Raw genomic sequence first — 25,638 nt, forward strand, 5'->3', positions numbered from 1 at the left:
TAACGTACCTCAACTCACGCACCTTTCATCCCAGCGCTCATCCGAAACGGATAGAGCGCGGGGCTTCCCGTCTAAAAGCTAAAATCCAGCCGCTGATGCGCAGCCTCAGTTTGTAGATCGCACCCTGGGCTAAATCCACGAGTAGAAATTGTGAAGTCAGATTGGTAACCATTGTGATGCCAGCCAGTCCAATAAAGCCCCAAATCAATTGCGATTGAGATTGAAAACGATCGAGGTTCATCTGGCTAATGGCTCGATCGATCAGGGCAAGAAGGGAGGCACTACCAATCCCACTGATGAAACCGGTGATGGAGGCAACCAAAACGGCGATCCAGGACGCTTTGAGAAGAAACTCAATCAAGTTCATGGTGCTTTGCTCTGAGTTCTCTGACGGTTATCTCAGCCTCCATGATGCCATTTCTGGCAATGTGCTTGCTGTGAGTGTCAGGTTAAGGGGTTGTCCCCCTAAGGTTGAGTGAGGGTAAATTCATACAACAAAGCCTTATAATTGGAGCAATTGCTGTTCTCGTTTGAAACATTGCTAGGATCTATTCAGACAATGGTTCAGCCCTCTTCTTGGGTGGAATCTGGAGTGAAGCTCAGTAAGGTTAGGGATTTACATCTGTTCAAGTTTACAGATGAGCTTCAAGCACGGTTGGATGATTTAGCTGAGCGGAAGAAGGCTAAAGATTTGACTAAAGCAGAAGCAGCAGAATTGGCGGGAATTTTAGAACTTGATCGTATTTTTACGCTGTTGAATGCCAGAGTTATTCTAGAATGGAAACTATAGACTAAATCGGCGATCTAATAAACAGGTTTATTATGCCGTCGTTTTCCAAGGAACGATTTCACCTTCTCTGTTCGGCAAGATACAACGATTGATGTAATAGCCGTCATAATTCATTAAAGCTAGCATGGAAAGCTCAAGGTACCATAATCCTAGTCTACACAATTGTTTTTCAGCTTCGGGGTCTAGATTAGGATATTTCTTAATCGCATGGGCAACATCATTTCTAACTGCGGTTAATGCATGAGGCCCATCATCCCACTGATGATCAGAAGCACTTCTATGTAAGTCTTGAAACTGTGGTTTAGACATAAATGTACACGTTCTGTCCCCTCTTGAGATCTCTCGGATATCAAGCTCTGTCAGTGGAATGGGATGGTGTTCATCTTGTTCAAGGTCAAAATTGCTATTCTGTGAACCAAGCTCCAATAATGCGGCTGTTCCAGATAAGGATTTACGAACAAGAGAAAAAGGTGGGATTTCAACTGGAATCTCCAGTGAATTCAACAGTTCTCTAATTTTTATAGAGGCTGGGAAGTTGAACTGATTCTTCTCAAATAACTCTTTTACTATAACCAAATGTATCCATGCAGAGAGTTCCAGTGCTATCTGAACCAGCATTAATTTTACTTCTAAGGTCGAAACTGAATTAGCCTCTAAATACGTGTTTAGAACGATATTGGCATTTGCAGGATCTGTTTTTTCCTGCCAAAGTCGATACCACTGAAAGAAACCGGGAAATAATTTAGCTAAAGATCTATTTTCTGATTTTGGAAACCAAGAGCTAACACTTTTCCAAGATAAACCCAATCGAGATGACCAAAATTCCCAGACTCTGTTGTCGTCCTTGTCGTAACCGATGCAAAGCATTAGGGGGATGCGAAATCCTCTGGCAAACGACAAGCAATGGGAGCAAATATCGAGAAATTCAATGGCATCTTTCCCTCTGAAAGTATGACTATCTACCCGTTCAAGTTTTGCTACATGCGTAATTGCAAATCCTCCTTGACTTGAGATCTGTTTAATATGTTCGGTAGTGGTTTCTAGTTGATCTAGCGTAATCCTCCAGCCTTCTGCTTCCACAATGTTTCTTTCAATGCAACGAAAGCCATTCTCCGTCTTAATCCTTGCACAAGGTCTACCTAGCAAATCATGGAAATTTGCGACATGAAAGAGCACATATTGCAGATCATTATCTGAACCAATATTTATGTTTTGACACGATCCAGCCCCATAAAAATCATTTCCCTGATTTGTTCTGGATAAAGAGACAGAAACCTCAACTGGACTAGAAACCTCAACTGAGTTGGGAACGAATCTCAAACAGACATTATCACCATGTTGCAAGTATCCAACTGCATTAATTTTGAATTCAAAGGATACTTTTGGAGTCGGAAACCAATTAAAAGCGATCTTTCCTTGACCTTCAAAGGTTTGGGCATTTTTCTCAACTACTAAGGCCCCATCATGGAGGATAATAGCTTCATTGATTTCAGGTGCAGAATAAACAGGTCGTAATGCTGGCTCCAAGTCTTGCATTGCTGTCCAAGAATATTCCATTTTCGAATGTCCAGAGCAATCAAGCTCTTAAGATTCCCTCTTGAAGATACTATTGCCCATTTTGTTACATTTCTAAACTATGAAGAGAATCAAGCTCTGGGCTATTTTGACCAAGTTATGGCAAGTTAGGTTTGGTGACATAAGAATTAAGAAACAGCAATTGATTCATCATTTCTGAACTAGACATACTTGCAACCAATTTTAATAAACCTTGCAGTTGCAGCCCAATGGAATAACGCCCTTGGGGTGCCAAAATAATCCCAGCATGACTTCTCTCATTAATCAGAAAAGCGCTGTGTAGTCGGCAAAAATCTGCAACATTGTAGCTGTAGATTACTCTTCCCTAACTCGTTGCCCAAATCAGTTGATCTTCATCAGAGAAACCCAATCTTTGGACATCTGCAACTGTCACAATATCTAAATCGGCATTTCGCAATGCCCTTACCAAGGCAGTATTAATCGTATCTTCATCTAAATACAAGCGAATTCGGTTCACAAGACGGTTCCTGAACTAAGTTCAGCTTCAAAAGCCTGACAGTCCTGATCGTAAGCAGCGAATTCTTCATCCAGTGCATCTTTATTTGCATAGTAGTAAGCGATTGCACTGTAAACGCCAGCCAGCGAAAGAAAAGGCTTATCCGTCACAATCTCCTCAGGTGTAACGCCTGCCTTGATTTCATTGATAATGAACTGAACCGTAATCCGACTGCCTTCAATACGCGGGCGACCGCCGCAGGTTCCCAGCGTAGAAACAATCAACGTACCAATATCATTAATGGTTTGCATGATGTGCAGACAAAACCGTATTTTATTCTTCTATTTTCCTGTACATCACCGTTTTCTGCAACTTAATGCAAAATTTGATTGACCTTTGAGATGAGTTTCAAATCAAGCGATCGCCAGCAGTCTATCCCAGGCAAAGCGATCGCCTAGCCATTAGTATCCAGTGCTCGATTGGGGTCAATCCTTTGTGCTCACAATAATGCCTCCAGCCTATCTGCCCACTGCCGCTCCTGCTCCTCAGGCAATGGAATAGGAAGCTTATTCACGGTGCGATTGCCGCTCCATAGAACATTCAATCGGTAGCCAACTCGATCTCAAGGCAAACTCCCAACAACACCATTAACTTACTTGGTCTGCCCAGAATGCCCTGCAATATTACCCATCGGCTCAACACGTCCGCCGAGATGTTTGGCGAGAAAAGCCTCCGCACTGGCAAAAAAGTGCAGTCGATTTGCAGGGCGAACAAATCCATGTCCTTCATCCGGGCAGAGAATATACTCGACGGGTTTATTATTCTTGCGCATGGCTTCCACAATGCGATCGCTTTCCGCTTGCTTCACCCTCGGATCGTTAGCCCCATGACCGATCGGCAGCGGGCGTTGAATCTTATCTGCTGAGAATAACGGCAATCGCACCCACACCACCCTTTGGGCGCAACAGCATTTATCGTAACGCTGCAACAATCCAACTCGAATGCCCGTCATTTTTTGAATCTCTCTCAATTCTGCAAGCATTTGCGAATGCTGTTTTCAATTGTTAGCCTGACGAAAGTGCAAATTCACCCCCGCGATCGAGATAGCTTTGGATATCTACCGTCACATGATGCGACTGTTCCCGCGAATGCTTTTGCACGGGATAGGCTTGGCCCTACTGCTCCAGGGCGGGGTTGCCTGTACGCGCCCTGCTGACTCTTCCGCACCAGCGCCGAAAATTGCCCCGGCACCTGTCAATGCAGTCGTCGCCCTCGGTCGCTTAGTGCCAGATGGCGAAGTGATTAAGGTTTCGGTGTCCAATGCCCAAGACAGTCGGCTGAACCAAATTTTTGTCAAAGAGGGCGATCGCGTCCAGGCCAATCAGGTCATTGCGCTCCTACAGGGTGTTGACCGCCGCCAAGCCAACCTTCAGGATGCAGAGGCTGAAGTAAGACTGCGGCGGGCGGAGCTAGAACGAGTGCGACAGGGAGAGGCAAAAGTGGCGGAGGCGGAGGCGCAGAGAGCCGCCATTGCCGAACTCCAAGCCCAGATTAAGGGAGAGCAACAGCAAAAGGCCGCTTCGATTGACTCCGCTCGGGCGGTTTTGAAAGAAGCAGAATTAACCGCACAACGAAGGCGGAAGCTCCAGCAGGAGGGCGGCATCAGTATGGCGGACCTGAATGAAGCCGAGCGGGACCTAGACACTGCCCGCGCGACGCTCCAAGAACGACAGGCTTCGCTGAGGGGCACCGTGAATACCTTAGAAGCCTCTCTCAGGCAGGCAAAAGCAAAGCTGACACAGCTTCGAGAAGTGCGCCCCGTCGATCTTGAAATTGCCCGCGTTAAGCTAGACAAGGCGCTCATTGCCGTCAAACAAGCGGAGGCAGACTTAGACGATGCCAAGGTTCGCGCCCCGGTCTCCGGTCAGATTCTGCGCATCAATACCCGCATTGGGGAACAGGTCAACACGGCCAAAGGCATCGTGGAACTGGCGCAGACCCAGCAGATGTATGCGATCGCCGAGGTCTACGAAACCGATGTAGCCCGCGTGCGCCCCGGACAGCGCGCGACGCTATCGACGGAGTACGGCGGGTTTAAGGGCAAACTTCAGGGGACGGTGCAAGATATTGGCCGCCAAATTGGTCGCAAAACCCTCCAAAGTACGGCGGAAGCAGACGGCCCTAACGTAGACCAAGATGCCCGCGTCGTAGAAGTCAAAATTCGGCTCGACCCCAAGGACAGCCCCAAGGTTGCGGCATTTACCAATATGTTGGTGCAGGCCACCATTCAGACCCGTCCCGTTCCATCTAGCGCCCCGAACCCCTGATGAAACTGCCCGCATTCAAAACCCTTCGCGTCCTGTGCCAAAACCTTCCCTTTGAAGCACCTTTGGCCTGGTCGCAGCTTTCCCATCAAAAACTGCGCTTGCTCATTGCCCTCAGCGGGATTTCCTTTGCCAATATCCTCATCTTTATGCAGCTTGGATTTAGGGCGCTGTTTACCGAAGGTGCCACGCTCATTGCCGATAACTTGCGCGGCGATCTTTTTGTGCTCGGCCCGCAAACCAATTACTTGGGTGCGGGAAGCTTTCCAAGGGTGCAATTGTACCGAGTTGCTGCCATTGAGGGCGTGGAAGCAGTATTTCCCGTCTACGTGGCCTACGGGCGGTGGTCCTACTCCAAAAAAATAAAAACCTGGTCGGGACAGGTGATAGCCTTTAACCCGAGCCGTCCTGTCTTCAACCTCCCGGAAGTCAACCAGCAACTCTGGAAACTCAAGCTACCCAATACGGTCCTGGTCGATCGCCAATCTAAACCGACCGACTTTGGTCCAGTGAACCAGCGGTTCAAATCGGATGGGCAGTTTTCGGCATTGCTCAATAATCGGCAGGTGCAGGTGGTGGGGCTATTTAGCTTGGGCAGCTCTTTCTTTCGCAGCGATGGCAATATCATCCTCAGCGAAACCAACTACCAAGCGCTGTTTGGCGCAGATGCCCTTAGCAAAGTGAGCGTGGGCGTGGTGAAGCTCAAGCCTGGGGCTAACGTTGCCGCTATCCGGGCGGCGATCGCAACGGAGGTTCCGGCGGTGCAGGCGTTCGACCATGCAGAACTGGTGGCGAAGGATCTGAGTTTTCAAGAGCAGAATCCGGCGGGGTCTATTTTTGCCTTTGGGGCGGTGATGGGATTCATCGTGGGGGTGGTCGTGGTCTACCAAGTGCTCTACGCAGATGTGACGGATCACTTGCCGGAGTACGCCACCCTTAAGGCGATGGGTTATTCCGATGGAGCGTTGCTGATTGTCATTTTTCAGGAGGCGTTGATTTTAGGCGTGCTCGGCTTTATTCCAGGCTTTGTCACCTCTCTGTGGATGTATGAATTTTTGGCGGGTCTGACGCGGTTGGCGCTGGTCATGCGGGTGGATGTGGCGGTGACGGTCTTTGTGCTGACGCTAATGATGTGTACGTTCTCGGCGGCGATCGCCTCTAGCAAGCTCCGCTCGGCTGACCCTGCGGACGTGTTTTCCTGAGGCGGTGGTGTATGGCAGAACCCATTATTGCGATTCAAGATCTGACCCATTCCTTTGGGCGAGGCGTCCTCCGCAAGCCCGTGCTCTCTGAGATCTCTCTGACCATCGAGCCAGGGGAGGTGGTGATTTTAATGGGGCCTTCGGGGTGTGGCAAGACGACATTGCTGACACTGATCGGCGGGTTGCGATCGCTTCAAGAAGGCAGCCTGCGAGTATTGGGCCACGAGTTTAAGGGAGCGCGGCAGGGGCGGCTCCGCCAAGTGCGCAACCAGATTGGGTTTATTTTTCAAGATCACCATTTGCTCAAGTGCCTCAGCGCCCAGCAAAATGTGATGATGTCCCTCAAGCTGCATCGCCAGTGGTCTTTGCAACAGCGACGGGAAGCGGCGATCGCCATGTTGGACGCCGTAGGTTTGGGCGATCGCGTTTATTACTACCCGGATAATCTGTCGGGCGGGCAGAAACAGCGGGTGGCGATCGCGAGGGCGTTGGTCGCGCAGCCGAGGCTAGTGCTGGCGGACGAGCCAACAGCGGCGTTGGACAGCCAATCGGGGCGAGATGTGGTGACGATCATGCAGCGGTTGGCGAAAGAACAGCACTGCGCGGTGTTGATCGTGACCCACGACAACCGAATTTTGGATGTGGCCGATCGCATTCTTCAGATGGAAGATGGGCGATTGCAGTCTGTTCTGCAATAGCGCTAGTGCGGAATGTTTTTGCTATCCAAGCGAGCAGAGACAGCTGTGGCGATTTACTACGGGCTTTCAGTATTCTCATTGAGTGCTGCAAATTTGGCGAATACTTCTGCTTCTGTCAGATTCAAGGTTTGATTGGCAAATTCATAGTAACTCGGTTTCCTATCGATAAAGATTTGCTCCTCGAACTCAAACTCGACGCCATTCTGAAAAAGACCGACTGGAACAAAATATTCATTGGTGGCCAATAACCTGTAGAAAATATGCGTACCGCATTCGCCGCAAAAAGCTCTTTCAGCCCATTCTGATGACTTGTACGCCTTTAGTTTGTCGGCACCCTCTATCTGCACGTCCGATCCGCAGGCGATACCCAACGCTGGGCCACCGCCCCATCGCCGACACATCCCGCAATGGCAAGCATCTACGCTCTTTTTCTCAGGCGTTCTGATGATTATGTTTCCGCAAAGACACTGACCCTCCATTCCTGTCTCCTCCTTTTCCAGCAATTACCCTTTAATTTTGGCACACAGCTATTAGGCTCCTTACCCTACTTGTCAATGCTCAGCCCAAATATGAGGACTGTACCTAGCTCGCACGGTAGCATCGAAATACCGCCACAAGAAATTCAGCAGTTAGCACTCTAGTGCTGGCGGCAGTCAACAGTACTTCAGCCTTAGTGGTGCAGAAAACTTTTTGAGCTTCGATTGAGTCGAGCATTTGGCTCTAAATCAAGCCCTGAAACCTTGATTTTGCGTTGTCGATCAGCCATGTTCTCAACAACGGCAATCTTTTGACAATCATTGCCCTATAAGGGTTTCACGAGTTTTCTGCACCACCAAGGTACTTCAGCATTAAATCTTTATCTTTACTCCTAACTTTGCAGGTCCCTAAGAATGCGCGGTTTTATCGGCTGAGCACACGTCTTACTGGTTCCAGGCAGCTATATCATTCTAAGCTTTTGATAAACCAAGTGTTAGAATAAACTAGAATGCTCTTAAATGAAGCATATCCTGCATTCACATAAGTTTTTCCACTCTAAACTGCTTTAATAGTGCAAACATAACCCAGTCTTCAATCTGATACTACTTTGTATGGCTACTCCATACTTTATCCTACTTTTCCCCAACATTTGAGTATTGACATATTCATAGGAGAACTTACTATTGACTTATAAGTCAGAGCAAGCATCTCCGGCTATTTTTGAGACACCTGTATAAAACTGTCAAACCCTTTAAAAACACCAGAAAAGAGCCTAATCAGCCCATTTTCATGAATGAATCTAGGTGAGTAGATTCAGCATGACGAACTGTTTTGCATCCTACTGAGGTTGAAGCAGTAAATAATTTTTTATTGAATTACTTCATCCGCTGAGCCATAGATTTTGTCATAGGTTAATTTCTAAAAACTTAACATTGCTTCGAGTGATGGAAGAGATAAACAATACTTTACTCAATCAGTCTTTACTTCATTGATAATGAAGTTTTGTTGCTGACCAGAATTGCTGTGTAGGGAGTATTTTAGAAAAAATATTATATCGATTGCCTTCATTTTGTCTCTAATCTTCATCGTTATACCTAAGTTTTTCTGAGCATTTATATATTGACAGACTCATTGCCATTTACCATTCTTTGTAAGGATAGGAAATCTCTAAAAGCAAAGCGATTAAACAATTAAAGGAAGAGAGGAAACTATGCGTACAATTCCCTTTCAATTTAGCCACGGTGGGTATATTCGGCAGGAAACGGTGCAAAATACCGTTTCAAGGACTGGACTAGAGGCGATCGATGTCGAGACAGAGTTCAACTACCTTTTTCCAGATCTTGCGAACGATCCAAACAGCTTACTTCCCGCAGACAATCCCACCGATTTAATCGTCAAGCTCAAGGCTCTGGGTGCAGCCATGGCTGAAGCTCAAGGCGATCCTGAAGAGACTAACTCCATTATTCCTCCGGTCTATACCTACTGGGGTCAATTTATCGATCACGATATTACGGCGAATACAGATCGAACGGTAGCAGATCTCCAAACTGACATTACCAAGGACGATTTCACGCCACTAGCACCCAACGTTGTTGTCGATAAACTCAAAAATCTACGTCGCCCTACTTTTGATTTAGACAGCGTTTACGGGGATGGCCCTACCCTCGATCCTGGATTTCCCACAGAGGCAAAAGACTTCTATCAAGATAACGACCCGGTGAAGCTGAAGGTGGGTCAAAATGCGGAGCAGGATGCCAGTGGCAATCCTACCCCTGGAGCTAAAATTCCGCCAGAGGGTGACTTAGACCGAGATCTCCCACGAAATAACAGAATTGCTGCGATCGGTGACAGTCGCAACGACGAGAATTTAATCGTAGCGCAATTCCACACAGCCTTTCTCCGATTTCACAATGCAACGGTAGACTGGGTTCGCGCAAATGAACCGCAGAATGCCAGTAATAATCAGGATTTATTCACGCGAGCGCAAGATCTGGTGCGTTGGCACTATCAGTGGCTCGCGATCAATGATTTCCTCAAAACGCTTACCGTGAGCGGCACTATAGACAACATCATTCAGAATGGGCTTAAGTTTTATGCCCCGCGAAATGGTGAGCTGTTTATGCCGCTGGAGTTCTCTGTAGCATCCTACCGATTTGGACACAGTATGGTGCGGGCGGCCTATGACTACAACCGCAATTTCACAGACTCCCCCGAAGCCATTACTGACGCAACGTTTAGGTTACTCTTTTCCTTTACAGGCAAAGGTAACATCGGTGAGCGTGGAGGGCCAGGTGCGCATAATACGCTACCCTTTAACTGGATTATTGAATGGGATCGGTTCGTGGATAAAGGGCGTGCTGCACAACGCAAGAGAAACTCTGCTCGTAAAATCGATACTCATATTACCCCTCCTTTGACCGATCTGCTAAACGAAGGAGAAAGCGGAGAAATACCTCCGATCAAAGAGCTGCTCAAGCATCTCGCCAAGCGGAATCTACTGCGCGGCTATTTGCTCAGCATTCCGACTGGACAAAGCCTTGCAGAACGCTTGTGTGTTCCAAAGCTAACGGTAGAAGAGTTGAAGCGCAATAACTCAGCCGAACTGAATCAGGCGCTCGAACCCTTCCTAGAAAAAACGCCTACATGGTACTACGTCCTTAAGGAATCTGAAGTTCGTGCCGACGGCGACTCATTGGGAGAAGTGGGCAGCCGCATTGTTGCGGAAACCTTTATTGGACTGATGTTAAATGACCCCACTTCCTATCTCAATCAAAAAACCTATGACAACAGTCGTTGGAACCCCTCACAGGGTGTCAGGTTGCCGAATGGTGGCGAAATTCGTGGCATTGGCGACTTCCTAAAGTTTGCTGGCGTTATGCTTTAGGTTCAATCGGCTTATGCCGACCTCTAAAGCCTAGAATCTGCTCACTGAAAACACTGAATGAAAATTCGAGGCAGTTTCAGTGAGTGGGTTCTCTAACCGAATACTCATAACTATCGGAATTACTAAAGTTTATAAAACTAGTAGGAGAAAAATATTATGTCTATGAAACTAGATGCGGCGATCGCAGAAACAGGCACAAAATTCTTAATCTTTCCCCAACCTCGCTTCATTCCATTTTTTGAGCAGCCAGAGGTCGTACGTGTTTCCTTGCCGCCGGATCAAATTGAGGAGGGGCCAGCAGATGCACGAATGTATGTAAAGGATGCAGTCAACAAAAGGCCCTACGGCGCATTCAATCAACCGCCCTATCAAGGCCCAGCCAACCGTCCCGTTCTACCTGGCCCTGACGGACATTTCGACCATCTAAACCCAGACAGTCGAGAGTTTTCTTGCGCCACGATGTATGCAACCGTTAGACGCGTCCTCGATATCTTCGAAGACTACTTCGGTCGCAGGATCGAGTGGCATTTTCGGATGGACTTTGAAAAGTTGGAACTGATTCCGCTGATTAGTTGGGACAATGCCCAGTCTGGCTACGGATTCTTGGAATTCGGATTTGGGCGAACTCCAGCCGGAGGAATCGATACCGCCAGACCCTACTGCCAAAACTTCGATGTGCTGGCCCATGAGCTGGGGCATAGTATTATCTTTGCCGAAGTGGGCCTACCCAATAGCGATGCGACCAATACAGAGGAGTATGGCGGATTCCATGAATCTGCGGGAGATTTAGTGGCCATGATCTCGTCCCTCCACTTTAATAAGGTGGTCGATCGCCTGCTCGAAAATACAAAAGGGAATCTCTTTACCTCCCATGAGTTAGAGCGCATTGGCGAGCTATCCGAAAGCCGACAAATTCGCGAATTGTTTAACTACGAACGGATGTCTACGGTTAGTCGGGAACCCCATGACCTATCCTTGCCCTTAACGGGCGCAATCTTCGATGTCCTGGTCGAAGTCTTTCAGAAAGAGCTTGTCCAGAAAGGGTTAATTTCTCAAGATTTAGCGCAGCGTTCCTTGCACACCGCGGAGGTCATTACGGACGACGGTACGATCCAGTCTGAATTTGCGAGGGCTTACGGTCTGAATCCCCAAGGCTTCAAAGATGCGCTGTTGCAGGCTCGAGACTATCTCGGCACAGTGCTTGTCAATGTTTGGGATCGACTTTCGGCGGACAATCTGACCTATGTAAAAGTGGGTCTAGAACTATTGAGCGCTGACCGTAGCATTTCCGGCGGCCAGCATCAAAATACGATTCGAGAGTGTTTTGCTTGGCGCGAAATTAGTTTCCCAGCCAATTCGTTGGTATTTCAGATCAGAAAACTGGATGATTGCGGAATTCATACTCACGCCTGATGCAGCTATCTGCAAGCGCCCACCTGCACTCTAGAACTGTGGAGGTGGGCTAGGTTCCAATACTTTCGGATAAGAATCAAAGACATTGCACTGGCCCCCTAGCCCCCCAATTCTGGGGGGAAATAACCCTAGTTTTTGGCTTTCTCCCCCCAGAATTGGGGGGTCGGGGGGCTAATGTAGGAATGAAGAGACTTAACCGAACAGTATTGGGAAAGGTTCCATGCGGCTATTTATTTCTTAGCAAGATCATGACTTTAGAAAATCAAGTCAAAACGCGAGAAGACTTACTGTATCTTCTCGCGCAGGCATCGGAATTAGAACATTCCTTAGCCTGTCAATACCTTTTTACTGCCTTCAGTTTAAAGGATTCCATCGAGGAAGGGGTGTCTCAAGCTCAGTTGACGAAGATCGATCGCTGGCGGAAGACAATTAATGAGATTGCGGTACAGGAAATGCTGCATATGGCGATCGCCAGCAACCTGCTCACAGCGATCGGCGGCGCGCCCTATTTCCGACGGGCAAATTTTCCCCAAGCCAAAACCTATACCTCCTTAAAGCTTTCCTTCACACTAGCGCCTTTTAACGAAACCACGCTGAACCGCTATATCTGTTTCGAACTGCCCAACAATTTCGAGAACGAAGCGCAAAAAGAATCTTGGATTCCCTTTTGCCAGAATTTCCGAGAGACCGAGCAGTTCGCACTGGAGGCATTGCCCGTCCCGCTGTTGCCCAGAAAACTGGAATATAACACCATTGGCGAGCTGTACGGATTAATCCGTCAAGGATTTGAAACGCTTGGCTCTAAATTATTTATTGGCCCCCCTGAAGCCCAAGCCGTTGGACTGTTTAAGGAGATGATCCAGGTGACGGATTTAGCGTCGGCGCTCAAAGGCATCGATCGCATTATCATTCAGGGCGAAGGTTCTCCTAACCAAAGGGAAGATAGCCATTTTGCCGAATTTATTAAAGTTAGGACGCAATATTTAGCGGAATTAGCAACCGACCCTACTTTCAATCCCACTCGTCCCGTCATCGAAAATCCGCTCCTCAGCCTCCAGCAAGATAATAATACGCCTGGGGCCAATCTCATTACCGATTCCTTAAGCCGCGATGTCATCGAGATTTTTGCGGCCCTATACGAAGTCATGCTGCAAATCTTGCTTCGTTTCTTTGCACACACCGAAGAAAACGAGGAACAGCATTACGCACTCAAGAGCGCATTTATCAACCTCATGCCCTTCGGCATCTCACCGTTAGCAAAGGCCATTACCCAATTACCCGCAGGCGAGGAATTTGTTGGACTAAACGCTGGGCCAAGCTTTGAAGTGTATGCCGACGTACAATTGCTGCCCCAAATGAAGAGTGCCTGGATCTTTTTCCAAGAGCGTTTGCAAGAAATTGCGGCAGCTTGCGAAGCCCTGCTTGAGGATCCGAGAACTCAGCCCCATCCAACGTTACAGCCAGCTTTAATGCAAGTTGCGTCGGCACTGACCAATATTGCCCATACACTTTCTTTGGAAGCCAATGGTGGCACTTGGGCCAACGGGATTTCCCAGCTATTCTCGCCAATGGATGTAGCCCATATGAAGAATCAACCCAGGTTTCCAGTCGATCTGGGCGATTACGAGACGGTGAAGGCCAATGCCGATGCAATTTTAGAGTCTGTTTCCTCCCGGTCGATGCCAATCCTCCCGGAAGGGCCTTGGACAACAGACAGAATTAACCTCTTTCGACAGTGGAAAGAGAGCGGATTTCCCCAGTGATTTGCGAAGAATTGCGATCTAGAAAATATCGATCGACGCGTACCCCTCTATAAATCCATCTATAAAAACAAGGAAATATTAGTCATGACCAATGTTGCAGAATTACAATGGTTTCCGACCAACGCGCCCATCGCCAGTTCCAGAACGGACGATATTTGGTTTATCGATCCGATGGTGGGTTGGGCCGTCAATAGTAACGGTCAAATTATCAAAACAACCGATGGCGGCAATACCTGGGAGCAACAGTTTCAGGATGATATTTATCTAAGGTGTATCGGCTTTGCAACGCCTTTAAAGGGATGGGCAGGAACGCTAACTGAAGGAAAACGCTTCTACACGACAACCGATGGCGGCCAAGTTTGGACGTTAATCGACAATCTTTTGCCGGAACTGTCTCCCTCTGCCATTTGCGGCTTGACCGTAGTGAACGAGTCGGTGGTCTATGGGTCGGGAACGAACTTTCCCAATCGACCGCCTCGGATGGTGAAGACCGTCGATGGCGGCGCGACGTGGACGGCATGGGAGATGAGCGAACATGCCACTATTTTGATCGATAACTATTTTACGAGTCCAGAGCGGGGATGGGTGGTCGGCGGAAAGGCCGATCCAGCGATCGCAAACCCCAGTCGAGACGATGTGATTCCAGTAGTTCTGTATACGGAGGACGGCGGTAAAACTTGGGTCAACCGAGTTGAAGACATCAGCACCTCATTCCCGCTAGGCGAATGGGGTTGGAAGATTCAATTTCTGAACGATCGAGTCGGGTTTGTCTCCCTCGAAAACTTCAATCAAGGCGCAATTCTTAAGACTACGGACGGCGGCCAAACTTGGGTGCGACTTCGCATTAACGACCCTCAAGAAAATGCAAACCTTGAGGGAATTGGATTTGTGGATGAGAACCACGGCTGGGTTGGCGGCTGGGGGGATGCGGATTTTGTCGGCGGCTTCAGCAGCGAAACAACCGATGGGGGCAAAAATTGGCAAGATGCCAATCAAATCGGGCAGTTTATCAATCGGTTTCGATTTTTCGGAAATCCCGTCACGGTCGGCTATGCGTCGGGCAAAACGGTTTATAAGTACGCGACTGCACCTGTAGCAGCCCCTTTAGTAGAAGGTGTTGCGCCCCTGAGATTTTTAGCAACCAATACGCCAGAAAGGTTTGAGCAGTCCGTGAAGATTGAGTATACCTTGCCGGAACGTACTGAAAAAGTGGCGATCGATATTTGGAATCAGTTTGGCGGGTATGTTCGCAAACTGATCGACGATCGCAACCCAATCGCTGGCCGACAATCTGTGGTGTGGGACGGTAAAAACGACGATGGTAAACCGTTACCGTCAGGCGTCTTTATTTATAGATTGACCGTTGATGGCAATGCCGAAAGTCGAGTGATTCGTTTGACGAACAAATGACGAACGCATCAAACCCATGCGCGATCGCACGAATGCCAATGCATTACAGGACATTCACCTTACCCTTCTTAAAGGAAAAAATTCATGGCCAGGAAAAGTGTCTCTACGGAAATGCTCAAGAATTTTGTGCGCAAAGAAGCGCCTCATTTTCTGAAGCAAGAGAATATTACGTCTGTTGGCATTGGCTACAAAATCAAGGATAGTCAGCGTACTGAGACATTGAGTATTCAATTCACAGTAGGTCGTAAAGTTGCCCCAGAAGCCCTTGAAAGCATTGGTGCAGTGGAAATTCCCAAGTCCTTCACCATTGACGGGGTAGAAGTGCCCACAGACGTTGTTCCCCGCAGTTACGATCTCAGTGCCAAGGAGGTGAAGCTAGAAGTCATGCCCCAGCAACGCAAGGCGGCACTGAATCCAATTGTACCTGGCATCAGTGTGGGACATCCTAAACTTTCAGCCGGAACGGTAGGGTGTGTGGTCTACGATGCAATGAATGGAGAGCCTTTTATGCTGTCCAACTGGCACGTCCTTCAAGGCGCAGCGGGTAAAATCGGCGATGAGATCGTGCAGCCCGGTTCCCATGATGACAATCGAGTTAGCCGAAATATTGTGGGCAAGCTGGTTCGCAGTCATCTGGGCGTAGCGGGAGATTGCGCGATCGCCTCCATCGATCGCCGCCAGCTAGATCCGGAAATCTTCGATCTCAAGGTCGACGTAGCGCGGATCGGAGAGCCGGAGCTGGGCGATCGCGTCGTCAAGTCGGGCCGAACGACCAATGTCACCTACGGTATTGTCCAACGCATTCATGTCGTCACCCGGATGGATTATGCAGGGGTGGGTTCCAAAGAGATTGGCTGCTTTGAAATTGGGCCGGACTCCGCCAATCCAGCCCCCAATGGCGAAATCAGCATGGGTGGAGATTCCGGTGCCGCTTGGTTGTCGGTGGATGAAGAGACCACAACCGACATGATGCTGGGCCTACATTTTGCCGGAGAGATAGGGGATGAACCGGAAAATGCCCTGGCCTGCTACGCGGCATCGGTCTTCGAGAAGCTCAATATCAGTCCTCAACAACCTTCAGAGATCGTCCAAGAAGATATTGCAGGGCTGGGATATGCCGAGACATTTTTGGGCGAGGCGATCGCAGTGCCTCAAGCCGCAACCGATGCCGTGCGAGACGATCTGCTAGAGATTGACGGACAGACGGTGATTCCCTATACGCACTTCTCTCTGGCAATGAGTCGTTCGCGCCGTTTTGCCCGTTGGGTGGCCTGGAACGTCGATGGTGGAGCGCTCCAACGCATCAGCCGCAGCGGCATCAAGTTCAAAAAAGATCCGAAGCTACCCGCAGACGCGCAGGTAGGAGACGAGCTTTATCGCGATAATCCCTTAGATCGCGGTCACATTGCGCGACGGGCCGATCTACTCTGGGGTACGGAAGCAGAAGCTCGCAAGGCCAATACGGATTCCTTCTTTTTTACAAACATTACCCCCCAGCATGAAGCCTTTAACCAATCCGGCGCTAGCGGGATTTGGGGTGCCCTAGAGGATGCCATTTTTGCGGATGTCGATGTCGCAGATCTGCGGGTTGCCGTGATGGGCGGGCCTATTTTTGCAGAGAGCGACCCCACTTACCGAGGCACGCAGTTGCCAAAACAGTTTTGGAAAGCAATTTATTTCCGGGAGACCGGTAATTCTGACATCCAAATTAAAGGGTATGTCCTGACTCAGGCGGATTTGCTCAATAACTTAGAAGCACTTGAGCTGCCCGATTTTTCAGTCTACGAAGTACCGATCGCCAGTATTAGCCAGATGACTGGTCTGGTGTTGCCTAGCGGCAGTGAAGCTCCAGTCCGTGCAACGGGTCGCCGTCAGAGAGGACAGGCGATCGCCACGGTAGAAACTGTCAAACCACGGCGAATTACCTCGGTGGATAAAATCCTGTAGAGAACGAAGAGGTCTTTGCGCTTTTGGCGGTAATCAATAGAACTCAATGGGTAAATCATTTTTGGTGTTTTGACCTATGCCTACTTACAACGTTAGCGATGTCATAGAAATTATCAGAACTCTATCCCCTGAACAAAAGCAGGAGCTGCAGCGCGAACTCCCCAATGTCTTAGCTGCTGTTTCAGAGGGGACAGCAGCTCCAGCTAAAAGCCAAAATATTGGAGGAGTAACGATTACAGGTAGCAGTCAGATCGATCTGAACCAAATTCAAGCAGAATCGGGCAGCAATATCGCTCAGAATCAAACTCAGGCGAAATTACAGAATACTGATTTGAAAGAAGCCTTGATGTTATTGGAAAATCTAAAGCAGGCGGTTACTGCCGATAATACCCTTAATCCTCTAGCCAAGGAAGTAGTGGCGGAGAAAATCCAGGCTATCCAGCAAGAAGTACAAAAACCACAGCCTGACAAAAGCCTGGTGGATCGGGCAATTATGGCCTTAAAAAAGGGATTGGCAGGAGTCGAAGAACTGGCAGATCCGGTGATGAGAGTGGCTAGTTTAGTGGCTAAAGCCTGGATTGTAATCCCATGACACAGGAACTTCCCGCAAATTTAGACGAGGTTAGACACGAGCAGAAAGTTCACGATGTATCGGTTGTCAATAGCCAAAATGTTACGTTTAATCAGACGCAAATCATCCAAATCTCAGTAGAAGAGGTCAAGACTCGCCAGTTCCTCACGACATCCCCGTACAAGGGTTTAAAAAAATTCGAGTTGGAAGATAAAGATCGTTTTTTTGGACGGGATCAGCTCCTCACGGGATTAGTGAACGAACTGGATCGAACCAATTTGGTACTACTCTTAGGTGCGTCAGGAAGCGGCAAATCTTCGGTCATTCGAGCAGGTTTAATTCCTTGGCTGATAGAGCGACAAGGGAGTCGCGTTGTGAACCTAGTCTTCACTCCAGATCGAGATCCGTTTGAATCGTTATATGCTAGTTTGTCAGGAAAATATACCCAGTCAGAGGCACAGGTTGCTCGTACTGCCAAAGAAAATACGCTGGGGCAAGTCGTGCGATCGCTCAAGCAGCCAGATTCTTACTGGTTCATCCTCATCGACCAATTTGAAGAATTATTTACCACTACTCAGCCAAGCAAACGGGATGTTTTTATCGCCAGTGTAGTGCAACTGGTGAAAGCACTCGACAAGGCTAGCGATCGCTCTGTCAAAGTCGTGGCAACCATGCGGGCAGATTTCCTAGATCGGCTTAGTCCCTATCCAGACTTCATCAAGGTGACGGATAAGCATCGCCCAATGATTGCTGAAATGCAGTTGGATGAATTACGCTTGGCCATCGAGCAACCCGCAGCCCATCATGGCGTAGTGTTTGAATCAGGATTAGTTAAGCAAATCATTGACGATATTCAGGGGCAGGCTGGATATCTGCCTCTATTGCAGTACACGCTCAATTTGTTATGGGAAACAGAAGTCCAGACCCAGAGTATCGAAGATCGCACGCTGAATATCAGCAACTATCGTCAGTTGGGAGGGGTGCGGGGTGCCCTCCAGCAGCATGTAAATCAGATTTATAGTGCCTTGCCAGAAGACGAAAAACTGGCAGTGCAGCAGATTATGCTGAAACTAGTGGACATCGGCGGCGATGAGACATCGGGAACAGAATGGAAACCCGTTCGCAGACGCGCCCATCGATCTGAATTCAATGAGATCCTGGAACAAAAGGTACTGAAGCAGTTAATCGACCAAAACCTGCTGATCGGTAACCGCCAATCCCAATCCCAGGAAGCCACAGTAGAAATTGCCCATGAAGCGCTGCTTACCTCATGGGCGCGGCTTCATGACTGGATTCAAGGCAATCGACAGGCGATCGCGCTTCGCAATCGCCTTAATGATGACGTTTTTCGGTGGCGGCTTAAGAAGGTAGAAGATGAGTTGTGGAGTGGGTCAAAGTTAGAGCAGGTTCTAGAGCTTAGAAAGAACTCAACGTTTAATCAGGTTTTGGGTGGATTGAGTGAAGAGGCTAATCGGTTTATCGACGATAGTCTTAGCAAGCGCGATCGCCAACGTCGCCGTACCGTCGTTGGACTTTCTGGCTTTTCAGCAGTGGCACTGATTTTGGCTGGATTTGCAGGATGGAACTGGCAAAAAAGTGTTCTTGCACAAATTAAATCTCTAACTCAATCCTCAGTCACTTCACTTACTTCTCACCAAGAGATTAATGCACTGGTAACAGCATTAAAAGCAGAAAAATTAAAACCCATCTTCTGGTTCAAGTCAGATGCCCAAAAACAAGTGCAGTTAGCGCTACAGAACGCATTATCTGAGAGCAGTGAAAAAAATCGCTTAGAAGGACACAGAAATTCTGTCAGGAGTGTCAGATTTAGCCCCGATGGTCAGACTATTGCTACTGCCAGCGAGGATTATACAGTCAGACTGTGGAGCATTGAGGGAAAAGAACTCGATAGCGTTACTGTACAGAATCAACTTTTCAGAAATGTGACTTTCAGCCCGGACAGTAAAATGATTGCCGCCATCAGTGCAGACAATACTATCAAGGTTTGGCGTATTGATGGGCAAAAATTAAAAGAAGTCAGCACTGTGATTGGGCAAGGAGATGAAGGGGACTTTTTTATGAGTGGTATTTGTTTTGTCCCAGGGACTAACATAATTGCTGCTTCTGGTTCGCACGGTATTATCAATCTTTGGGATATTAGCGAGCCAATGCCTCAACAACCTGTTAAGTCCCTGGTGGGGCATCAGAATTCAGTTTGGAGCATCAGTTGCAGTAAAGATGGCAAAATTGTCACTGCCGATCGAGGGGGTTTTCTTGGTCTTTGGAATCAAGATGGAACAGAACTCAGAAAACCATTTAGGGCGAGTAATCAATCTATTTTTGGGGTCAGTTTTAGTCCCGATGGCAGGACGATTGCTATCGCTAGAGGAGATACTATAGTCGAGCTGTGGAGTCTTGATGGAAAAGAATTTAAGTCTGACAAAAAAAAATTCAACACACTTGGCAAACATGATAACTATGTGACGAGTGTTAGTTTCAGCCCTAATGGCCAAACGATCGCTTCCACTAGTGCTGACGCTACAGTCAAGCTGTGGAGTCTTGATGGAAAAGAACTCAAAACGCTGCAAGGTCATGGCGATCGTGTCTATAGTGCCAGTTTTAGTCCCGATGGCAACATGCTTGCTTCGGCGAGCGATGACAATACAATCAAGCTATGGAATCTTCAACAAAAACCAAAGACTTTCCTGGGACATCATGATTCTCTATGGAGCGTTAGCTTTAGTCCTAATGGTACAACCATTGCCTCTGCCGGAGATGGCGTTCCAGAGAAAAACCTCATTAAAATTTGGAGTTCTGATGGTCAAGAATTGAAATCTTTCAAGGTAAACAGCGATTGGGATTGGAACCGGGTCTGGAGCCTTAGCTTCAGTGCAAATGGCCGAACGATTGTCGCTGCTAATTGGGATCATACAATCAAGCTTTGGGACTTACAAAGTCAAAAACTTAGAACCTTCAGAGGGCACACTGATAAGGTTACTGACTTGAGCTTTAGTCCTAGAGATTCTACCCTTGCATCTGCGAGTTACGATAAGACAGTCAAGCTATGGAGTAGAGATGGTAGCCCTATCAAAACCTTTGATGGAAAAGCAGGCAAAGTACGGAGCGTTAATTTTAGTCCTGATGGCAACTTAATTGCCTCTGCCCATAACGATGGCACAATCAAGCTTTGGAACTCAGCAGGGCAAGAGGGACAAACACCAAGAACATTCAAAGGCCATAGTGCTTATGTCACAGATGTCAGTTTCAGTCCCGATGGTCAAATAATTGCCTCTGCCAGTAAAGATCGAGTTATCAAGCTTTGGCATCTGGATGGTCAAGAACTTAAAACCCTTCAAGGTCATACTGGCGAGATTACCAGACTTAGCTTCAAGCATGATAGCAAAATCCTCGCTTCTGCCAGTACAGATGGCACAATTCGCCTTTGGAATTTAACGAATGGTCAAGAGATCAAAACGCTGAAGAGACCTAGCGATCTTCTCTATGATGTCTATGATGTCAGCTTCAGCCCAGATGGGGAAAAAATTGTCTCTGTGAGCGATGATGCGCGTGTTGAACTCTGGAATGCAGAAATTCTAGATATTGAGCAGCTAAAAGCTCAAGGCTGCAAATGGTTACATGATTATCTCAAAAATAATTCCAAGGTAAAAAAAGCCGATCGACAGATCTGCGATGGGGTTTAGTGAAGAGAACCATTGCGCCAAGTGAAGGTGCTACCTAAAACTATTTGTTTCATTCAACATTTGTCCTGATAAAGCTACTCAAGGAGTTTCTTATGGATCGTCGTAATTTTTTGACTTGGGCTGGAGTGGGTTGTGTTGCCAGTTCTTTATTCAAAACATCTACTGCTCTCTCTCTTGAACCCATTGAGGCTCAAGAGTTAATTGAAAAGGCAATTAAAAAGGTGATTAAAGGGGTAATCAGTAACAATCGAAAGGCAACCTTTTATACTCAAGGAAGATATCTCTATGACAAACTTGGCAATAAAGTAATCCTGCGAGGGGTCAACAAAATGTCAGTTTGGGATGAAAAAGATCCCATCGGCGATATTTCTTTTCCAGAAATTCGCAAAACAGGAGCCAACTCTGTTCGCCTCCCCTGGGTGATTCGAAAAGATCTAAAACCTGGCATCTCGGATTCCGACCCCAAAATCCTTGATGCACTTATAACGAATGCAAAGAATAATCACCTCATTCCGATCGTCGACTTACATGATTCCACTGGCATCTGGAATCGTCTCCAGGATGTAGTAGATTATTGGGTTCAACCTACTATCGTTAGTATTATTCAAAAACATCAAGAATATCTCTTGGTCAATATCGCGAATGAAACTGGAGACGAACATGTGAAAGAAGAGCAATTCATTGCTGGGTATACCAACGCCATTCAAACGATGCGATCGGCAGGAATTCGTACTCCCTTAGTAATAGACGCCTCTGACTGGGGTAAAAATTTAGACATTTTGGATGCTACTGCAAGTACTTTACTCAACGCTGACCCAGACAACAACTTGCTTTTCTCAGTTCACCTTTATTGGCCTATCTCCTATGGTGCTGATGCTAATTTTATCCGCTCCAAATTACAAAACTCCGTCAATCTAGGCTATCCTCTGATCGTGGGTGAGTTTTCTGAATTTGGAGCCTGGGCGGGCAAAAACGTCAGCATTTGCAGCCCCGGTGGGAAAATCGATTATCAAACCATCTTGGAAGAATGTCACAAACATGAAATTGGCTGGTATGCCTGGGAATGGGGACCTGGAAACGACTTTAAAGACCCTCTTTGTTCTGTCATGGATATGACTCCTGACAGATTGTTCGACAATCTCAAACCTGGATGGGCCACTGAAGTAGCAATTGACAGTCCTTACAGCATTAAAAATACCTCGGTCATACCACCTACCCTGTAGAACAAGATTGGATTGAACGTTATTGAGAAGAGCTTTTCACTATGCTGAATTTTTATACCGTATTTATTCACTCCACTTATTCACCATAAAGGATTCAACCTCAAGGGTGTTGTGTTTGTATTTGATGCGATTAGCACCCAAAAAAACAGCTCAGACCATCATTAAATCTCCTGAGTCGATAATTTGTGCATAAGAAGTTTTACGGGATATTGTTGCAGGACTTCTTGAATCAGAATTTCTTGAAACAATGTGCTGTGACCTTGTGAGGGAATTGATAAGTAAAGTGTGCGATCGAGTTCTTTCTTACCCAGGGCGACTTTATGACAAAGGTATTGGCAAAAGGTAGTGTAGAAGTCTGTGATTTTAGAGGCATCTATAAACTCTAGAATGGCGATCGCCCTAAAGCCTCAGTCGATACCCTATACCGCGCACCGTTTCAATGCAGCGATCGCCCAATTTTTTGCGAAGGTGTCCGATATAGACATTCACGATATTCGTGCCCGGATCGCAATCATAGCCCCAGATGCGATCCAGGAGTTGCTCTCGCGTCAGCACCTGTTGGGGATGGCGCAGAAATACCTCAGTCAAGAGAAACTCGCGGGCGGAGAGATCGACCTCGCGATCTCCCACCCAGGCTTGTCGCGTCAGCAAATTCAAGGTAATTTGGTTGACTTTCAGAATCGATTCTTCCTTACTGCGCGGAACTTGAGAATTGCGCAACTGCACCCGAATTCGCGCCAGTAATTCTTCAAACCGAAAGGGCTTGGTAATGTAATCGTCAGCACCGCCTTCTAAACCCGCAACCGTATCGTCCAATCCATCCCGTGCTGTCAAAACGATAATGGGCAGCGGTTCGCCCTGTCCCCGGAGCGTCGCCAAGACATCGAGTCCATCCAGATCCGGCAACCCCAAATCGAGAATGAGCAAATCGAAATGGCGGTGGTCGGCGATCTTAACCGCCTCTTTCCCGCTATTGACGATCGTCAGATTGAAACTGTGTGCCTGGAGTCCGGTTTCCAGGAAGGCGCAAATGCGCGGGTTGTCCTCGGCGATGAGAATCCGATTCATAGGCTGCATCCGGGGGCGTCAACGGTAAGACAAGGGTAAAGGTGGAACCGTGGCCGATGCGACTGTTGACCTCAACCCAGCCGCCGTGGGCCTGGGCGATCGCCTGAACGATAGATAGCCCCAAGCCATGTCCTTCAACGGTTGCATTTTGCTTCGCAACACGGGCAAACCGCTCGAAAATGCGGCTGCGATCTTCCGGGGCAATCCCTTCCCCCGTATCCCGCACCCAGAGGTAAGCGCGGTCTTGCTTGACCGCCGAACCCAAGGTAATGATCCCGGATGGTGGCGTGTGGCGAATGGCATTTTGGACCAAATTCATGACCGCTTGGGTGAGGCGCTGCCGATCGACCAAAATGGGACTCAATCCCTTTGATTCTAACCGCCAATCGCGAGCGGCCATGGATCGGGCTTTGAGGTACAGCTCCTCCGTCAGCCAGTCCAGTTCCTCGGATCGCAGGTGGAGAAAGTGCGGGTGATCTGCCTTGGCCAGTAGGAGCAGATCGTTGACCAGCCGCGTCATGCGGTCCAGTTCGTCCATTACCAGGGCAAGGGTTGCGGATTGCTGCTGAGGCGGGGCGTACTGTAGGGTTTCGAGATGGCCTTGAATCACGGTAACGGGGGTCCGCAGTTCGTGGCTGGCGTCCTTGAGAAATTCTTTTTGACTGTCGAAGGCTTCTTGGAGGCGATCGAGCATTTCGTTAAACCGCGTGCCCAGTTCGGCAATTTCGTCCTCGCCGCGCATGGGAATCCGTTGGGTCATATCGGATTCGGAAATGGATTGAGCGGTATGGGTGAGCAGCTTCAGCGGGGCCAGAATTCTGCCGATCGTGACCCACGCCAGCACCGACCCAATCCCCAATGCTATTAAGGCAATTTGGGAAATGCGATCGATGGATCGATCGATGGATTGAAATTCTGCCGATGCGTTGTAGATTGCCACCACGTGGCCCGCTTGCCCACCTAAGGCGACTGGCTCAACGGCATAGCTTAGATACTGCTGCGTCGGCGTCGTCAAACTACCCCGCTGAGGTTGGGCCTTTTGTTTCCAACGTTCGAGGGTTGGAGCATCGACCAAATCCTTGGGAAGCGACACGCTCGATCGGTACAAATCCGTGCCGACAAACATCAAAATGTATTCGTTGGGGACGGGAGAATAGCTCGAAAGCAGACGATCGAACAGTACGGGCAGGGTTCGGGCGGCTGTATTGCCCTTGAAGCGATTTTTTTGGACCATGAGCTGAAATTGCTCGACCTGCTGATTGACGCCCTCTTGCGATCGCGCGTTGACGCTATTGCAAAGAATCTGTCGCGTGGCGTGTAGCGAGACAAGGGTCGTACCCGCCGCCAGCAAAAAATACCAAGCCAATAGCTTGGGGCGGATGCCAGTCAGGAACTTACTCCACCTCGATTTTGGCTGCATACGGGTGAGCTTGCGATGGGATGAAGCGTTCTCGATTTTCATTATGCCGAATTTGGGCGCGCCCGATGAATTTTTAAAATCTGGAGCTATTTCGCGCTCCTAGGCTGGTTTGCGCTTGGTCAGGACGAAGTTCTTGAAACGCCGCCAGTTAGCGCGAATCACTTTCCACTGGGCGATCGCGTGCAAGCCGATAAACGCGAGAAAAGTATAAGACAGCCAAAAATGAAGACCGCGCCCGACCTCTGCCATCGCTTCGTTTTGCGGAAATAGATCGGGGAGCGCTAGGCCAAAGAATTTAACATTATTGGCACGAAACGAATTCGACCGCAGAAATCCGGCAACGGGAACGGATACCATGAACAGATAGAGCGAGCTGTGGAGTATCGTCGTTCTAATCCAATCGGCAGTAAGCTTTGGCGATCGCTTGGTGTATTTCTTCCACCAAACTCGGAAGAGTAAGATCAGCCGCCAAGCGAGCAATATTACAGACAAGACACCGAAGGATTTGTGGAAGTCGTATAGCTCGCTGCGGAACGGCGCATTGCGATCGAGTTGAGACATAACGGTTCCCACCACCATCAGCATGAGATAAATGCCCGCCATCCACCAATGCACCGACATGAGCTGTTTGAAGGCAGAATTTAACCGAGGTTTGGGAGATTGTAATGTTGTCATTGCGGATACTCTTTTAGATCGGCGCGGTTATAGATGGTGG

22 protein-coding genes are annotated in these 25,638 nt (G+C 48.2%); 12 read left to right on the forward strand and 10 right to left on the reverse strand.

Translation table 11 applies throughout. From position 1 onward, the window contains the following. Positions 1–37 precede the first annotated feature (37 nt). Complete coding sequence (locus tag R6H26_RS20745) at positions 38–367, reverse strand: hypothetical protein (RefSeq protein WP_404785177.1); 330 nt, start codon at positions 365–367, stop codon at positions 38–40. Positions 368–559: 192 nt separating this feature from the next. Between R6H26_RS20745 and R6H26_RS20750 the strand changes: the two genes are divergently transcribed. After that, positions 560–790 (forward strand): hypothetical protein, encoded by a 231-nt coding sequence (locus R6H26_RS20750; protein ID WP_404785179.1) that lies wholly within the window; start codon positions 560–562, stop codon positions 788–790. Between the two features lie 30 nt (positions 791–820). Here R6H26_RS20750 and R6H26_RS20755 read toward each other — a convergent pair whose 3' ends face one another. The 4 genes from R6H26_RS20755 to R6H26_RS20770 form a co-directional block, all read right to left on the reverse strand. Next, positions 821–2,347 (reverse strand): hypothetical protein, encoded by a 1,527-nt coding sequence (locus R6H26_RS20755; RefSeq protein ID WP_404785180.1) that lies wholly within the window; start codon positions 2,345–2,347, stop codon positions 821–823. A 343-nt stretch (positions 2,348–2,690) separates the two neighbouring features. Continuing rightward, entirely contained in the window at positions 2,691–2,843 is a 153-nt protein-coding gene (locus R6H26_RS20760; RefSeq protein WP_404785181.1) for a hypothetical protein, read from the reverse strand. After that, the gene (locus R6H26_RS20765; protein WP_404785183.1) at positions 2,840–3,133 is read right to left on the reverse strand and encodes a DUF433 domain-containing protein; all 294 of its coding nucleotides are present in this window, start codon (positions 3,131–3,133) and stop codon (positions 2,840–2,842) included. Before R6H26_RS20765 ends, R6H26_RS20760 begins: the two co-directional genes overlap by 4 nt. 341 nt (positions 3,134–3,474) lie before the next feature. Then, positions 3,475–3,864, reverse strand: a complete 390-nt coding sequence (locus R6H26_RS20770; RefSeq protein ID WP_404785184.1) for an alpha/beta hydrolase family protein — start codon at positions 3,862–3,864, stop codon at positions 3,475–3,477. A 67-nt stretch (positions 3,865–3,931) separates the two neighbouring features. On the opposite strand from R6H26_RS20770, the gene R6H26_RS20775 reads away from it, so the two are divergent. Genes R6H26_RS20775 through R6H26_RS20785 form a run of 3 tightly spaced genes read left to right on the forward strand, consistent with a single transcriptional unit; the run spans position 3,932 to position 7,046 of the window. Further along, positions 3,932–5,149, forward strand: coding sequence for an HlyD family efflux transporter periplasmic adaptor subunit (locus tag R6H26_RS20775; protein WP_404785186.1), 1,218 nt, complete (start codon positions 3,932–3,934; stop codon positions 5,147–5,149). Further along, positions 5,149–6,348, forward strand: coding sequence for an ABC transporter permease DevC (devC, locus tag R6H26_RS20780; protein ID WP_404785188.1), 1,200 nt, complete (start codon positions 5,149–5,151; stop codon positions 6,346–6,348). Before R6H26_RS20775 ends, devC begins: the two co-directional genes overlap by 1 nt. Positions 6,349–6,359: 11 nt before the next feature. Next, positions 6,360–7,046, forward strand: a complete 687-nt coding sequence (locus R6H26_RS20785; protein WP_404785189.1) for a DevA family ABC transporter ATP-binding protein — start codon at positions 6,360–6,362, stop codon at positions 7,044–7,046. 56 nt (positions 7,047–7,102) lie between these two features. On the opposite strand, the gene R6H26_RS20790 is transcribed toward R6H26_RS20785, so the two are convergent. Then, entirely contained in the window at positions 7,103–7,525 is a 423-nt protein-coding gene (locus R6H26_RS20790) for a GFA family protein (protein ID WP_404785191.1), read from the reverse strand. Positions 7,526–8,733: 1,208 nt separating this feature from the next. Here R6H26_RS20790 and R6H26_RS20795 point away from each other — a divergent pair. From R6H26_RS20795 to R6H26_RS20830, 8 genes are all read left to right on the forward strand, one after another. Continuing rightward, entirely contained in the window at positions 8,734–10,407 is a 1,674-nt protein-coding gene (locus R6H26_RS20795; RefSeq protein WP_404785192.1) for a heme peroxidase family protein, read from the forward strand. A 156-nt stretch (positions 10,408–10,563) separates the two neighbouring features. Beyond that, the gene (locus R6H26_RS20800) at positions 10,564–11,820 is read left to right on the forward strand and encodes a hypothetical protein (protein WP_404785194.1); all 1,257 of its coding nucleotides are present in this window, start codon (positions 10,564–10,566) and stop codon (positions 11,818–11,820) included. 248 nt (positions 11,821–12,068) lie between these two features. After that, the gene (locus R6H26_RS20805) at positions 12,069–13,583 is read left to right on the forward strand and encodes a ferritin-like domain-containing protein (RefSeq protein ID WP_404785195.1); all 1,515 of its coding nucleotides are present in this window, start codon (positions 12,069–12,071) and stop codon (positions 13,581–13,583) included. 84 nt (positions 13,584–13,667) lie between these two features. Beyond that, on the forward strand, positions 13,668–14,993 hold the full coding sequence (locus tag R6H26_RS20810) for a YCF48-related protein (protein ID WP_404785197.1): 1,326 nt from the start codon (positions 13,668–13,670) through the stop codon (positions 14,991–14,993). Between the two features lie 84 nt (positions 14,994–15,077). Further along, positions 15,078–16,940, forward strand: coding sequence for a DNA/RNA non-specific endonuclease (locus R6H26_RS20815; protein WP_404785199.1), 1,863 nt, complete (start codon positions 15,078–15,080; stop codon positions 16,938–16,940). Positions 16,941–17,016: 76 nt separating this feature from the next. After that, entirely contained in the window at positions 17,017–17,532 is a 516-nt protein-coding gene (locus R6H26_RS20820; RefSeq protein ID WP_404785201.1) for a hypothetical protein, read from the forward strand. Beyond that, the gene (locus R6H26_RS20825) at positions 17,529–21,212 is read left to right on the forward strand and encodes a hypothetical protein (RefSeq protein ID WP_404785203.1); all 3,684 of its coding nucleotides are present in this window, start codon (positions 17,529–17,531) and stop codon (positions 21,210–21,212) included. Before R6H26_RS20820 ends, R6H26_RS20825 begins: the two co-directional genes overlap by 4 nt. 92 nt (positions 21,213–21,304) lie before the next feature. Then, positions 21,305–22,435: a glycoside hydrolase family 5 protein gene (locus R6H26_RS20830; protein WP_404785205.1), complete on the forward strand. Its 1,131-nt coding sequence runs from the start codon at positions 21,305–21,307 to the stop codon at positions 22,433–22,435. Between the two features lie 161 nt (positions 22,436–22,596). Here R6H26_RS20830 and R6H26_RS20835 read toward each other — a convergent pair whose 3' ends face one another. From R6H26_RS20835 to R6H26_RS20850, 4 genes are read right to left on the reverse strand one after another with little or no spacing between them, the layout of a single operon-like run. Next, positions 22,597–22,830, reverse strand: a complete 234-nt coding sequence (locus R6H26_RS20835) for an element excision factor XisH family protein (RefSeq protein ID WP_404791393.1) — start codon at positions 22,828–22,830, stop codon at positions 22,597–22,599. 4 nt (positions 22,831–22,834) lie between these two features. Beyond that, the gene (locus R6H26_RS20840) at positions 22,835–23,503 is read right to left on the reverse strand and encodes a response regulator transcription factor (protein ID WP_404785207.1); all 669 of its coding nucleotides are present in this window, start codon (positions 23,501–23,503) and stop codon (positions 22,835–22,837) included. After that, positions 23,406–24,965: a sensor histidine kinase gene (locus tag R6H26_RS20845; protein ID WP_404785209.1), complete on the reverse strand. Its 1,560-nt coding sequence runs from the start codon at positions 24,963–24,965 to the stop codon at positions 23,406–23,408. The genes R6H26_RS20840 and R6H26_RS20845 overlap by 98 nt, the downstream gene beginning before the upstream one ends. A 57-nt stretch (positions 24,966–25,022) precedes the next feature. Further along, a complete protein-coding gene (locus R6H26_RS20850; RefSeq protein WP_404785211.1) occupies positions 25,023–25,598 on the reverse strand; it encodes a cytochrome b in 576 nt (191 codons plus the stop codon). Between the last annotated feature and the right edge of the window lie 40 nt (positions 25,599–25,638).

This window comes from Altericista sp. CCNU0014 (genome assembly GCF_044923475.1).
Taxonomy (GTDB): Bacteria; Cyanobacteriota; Cyanobacteriia; order Thermosynechococcales; family Thermosynechococcaceae; genus JAAURS01.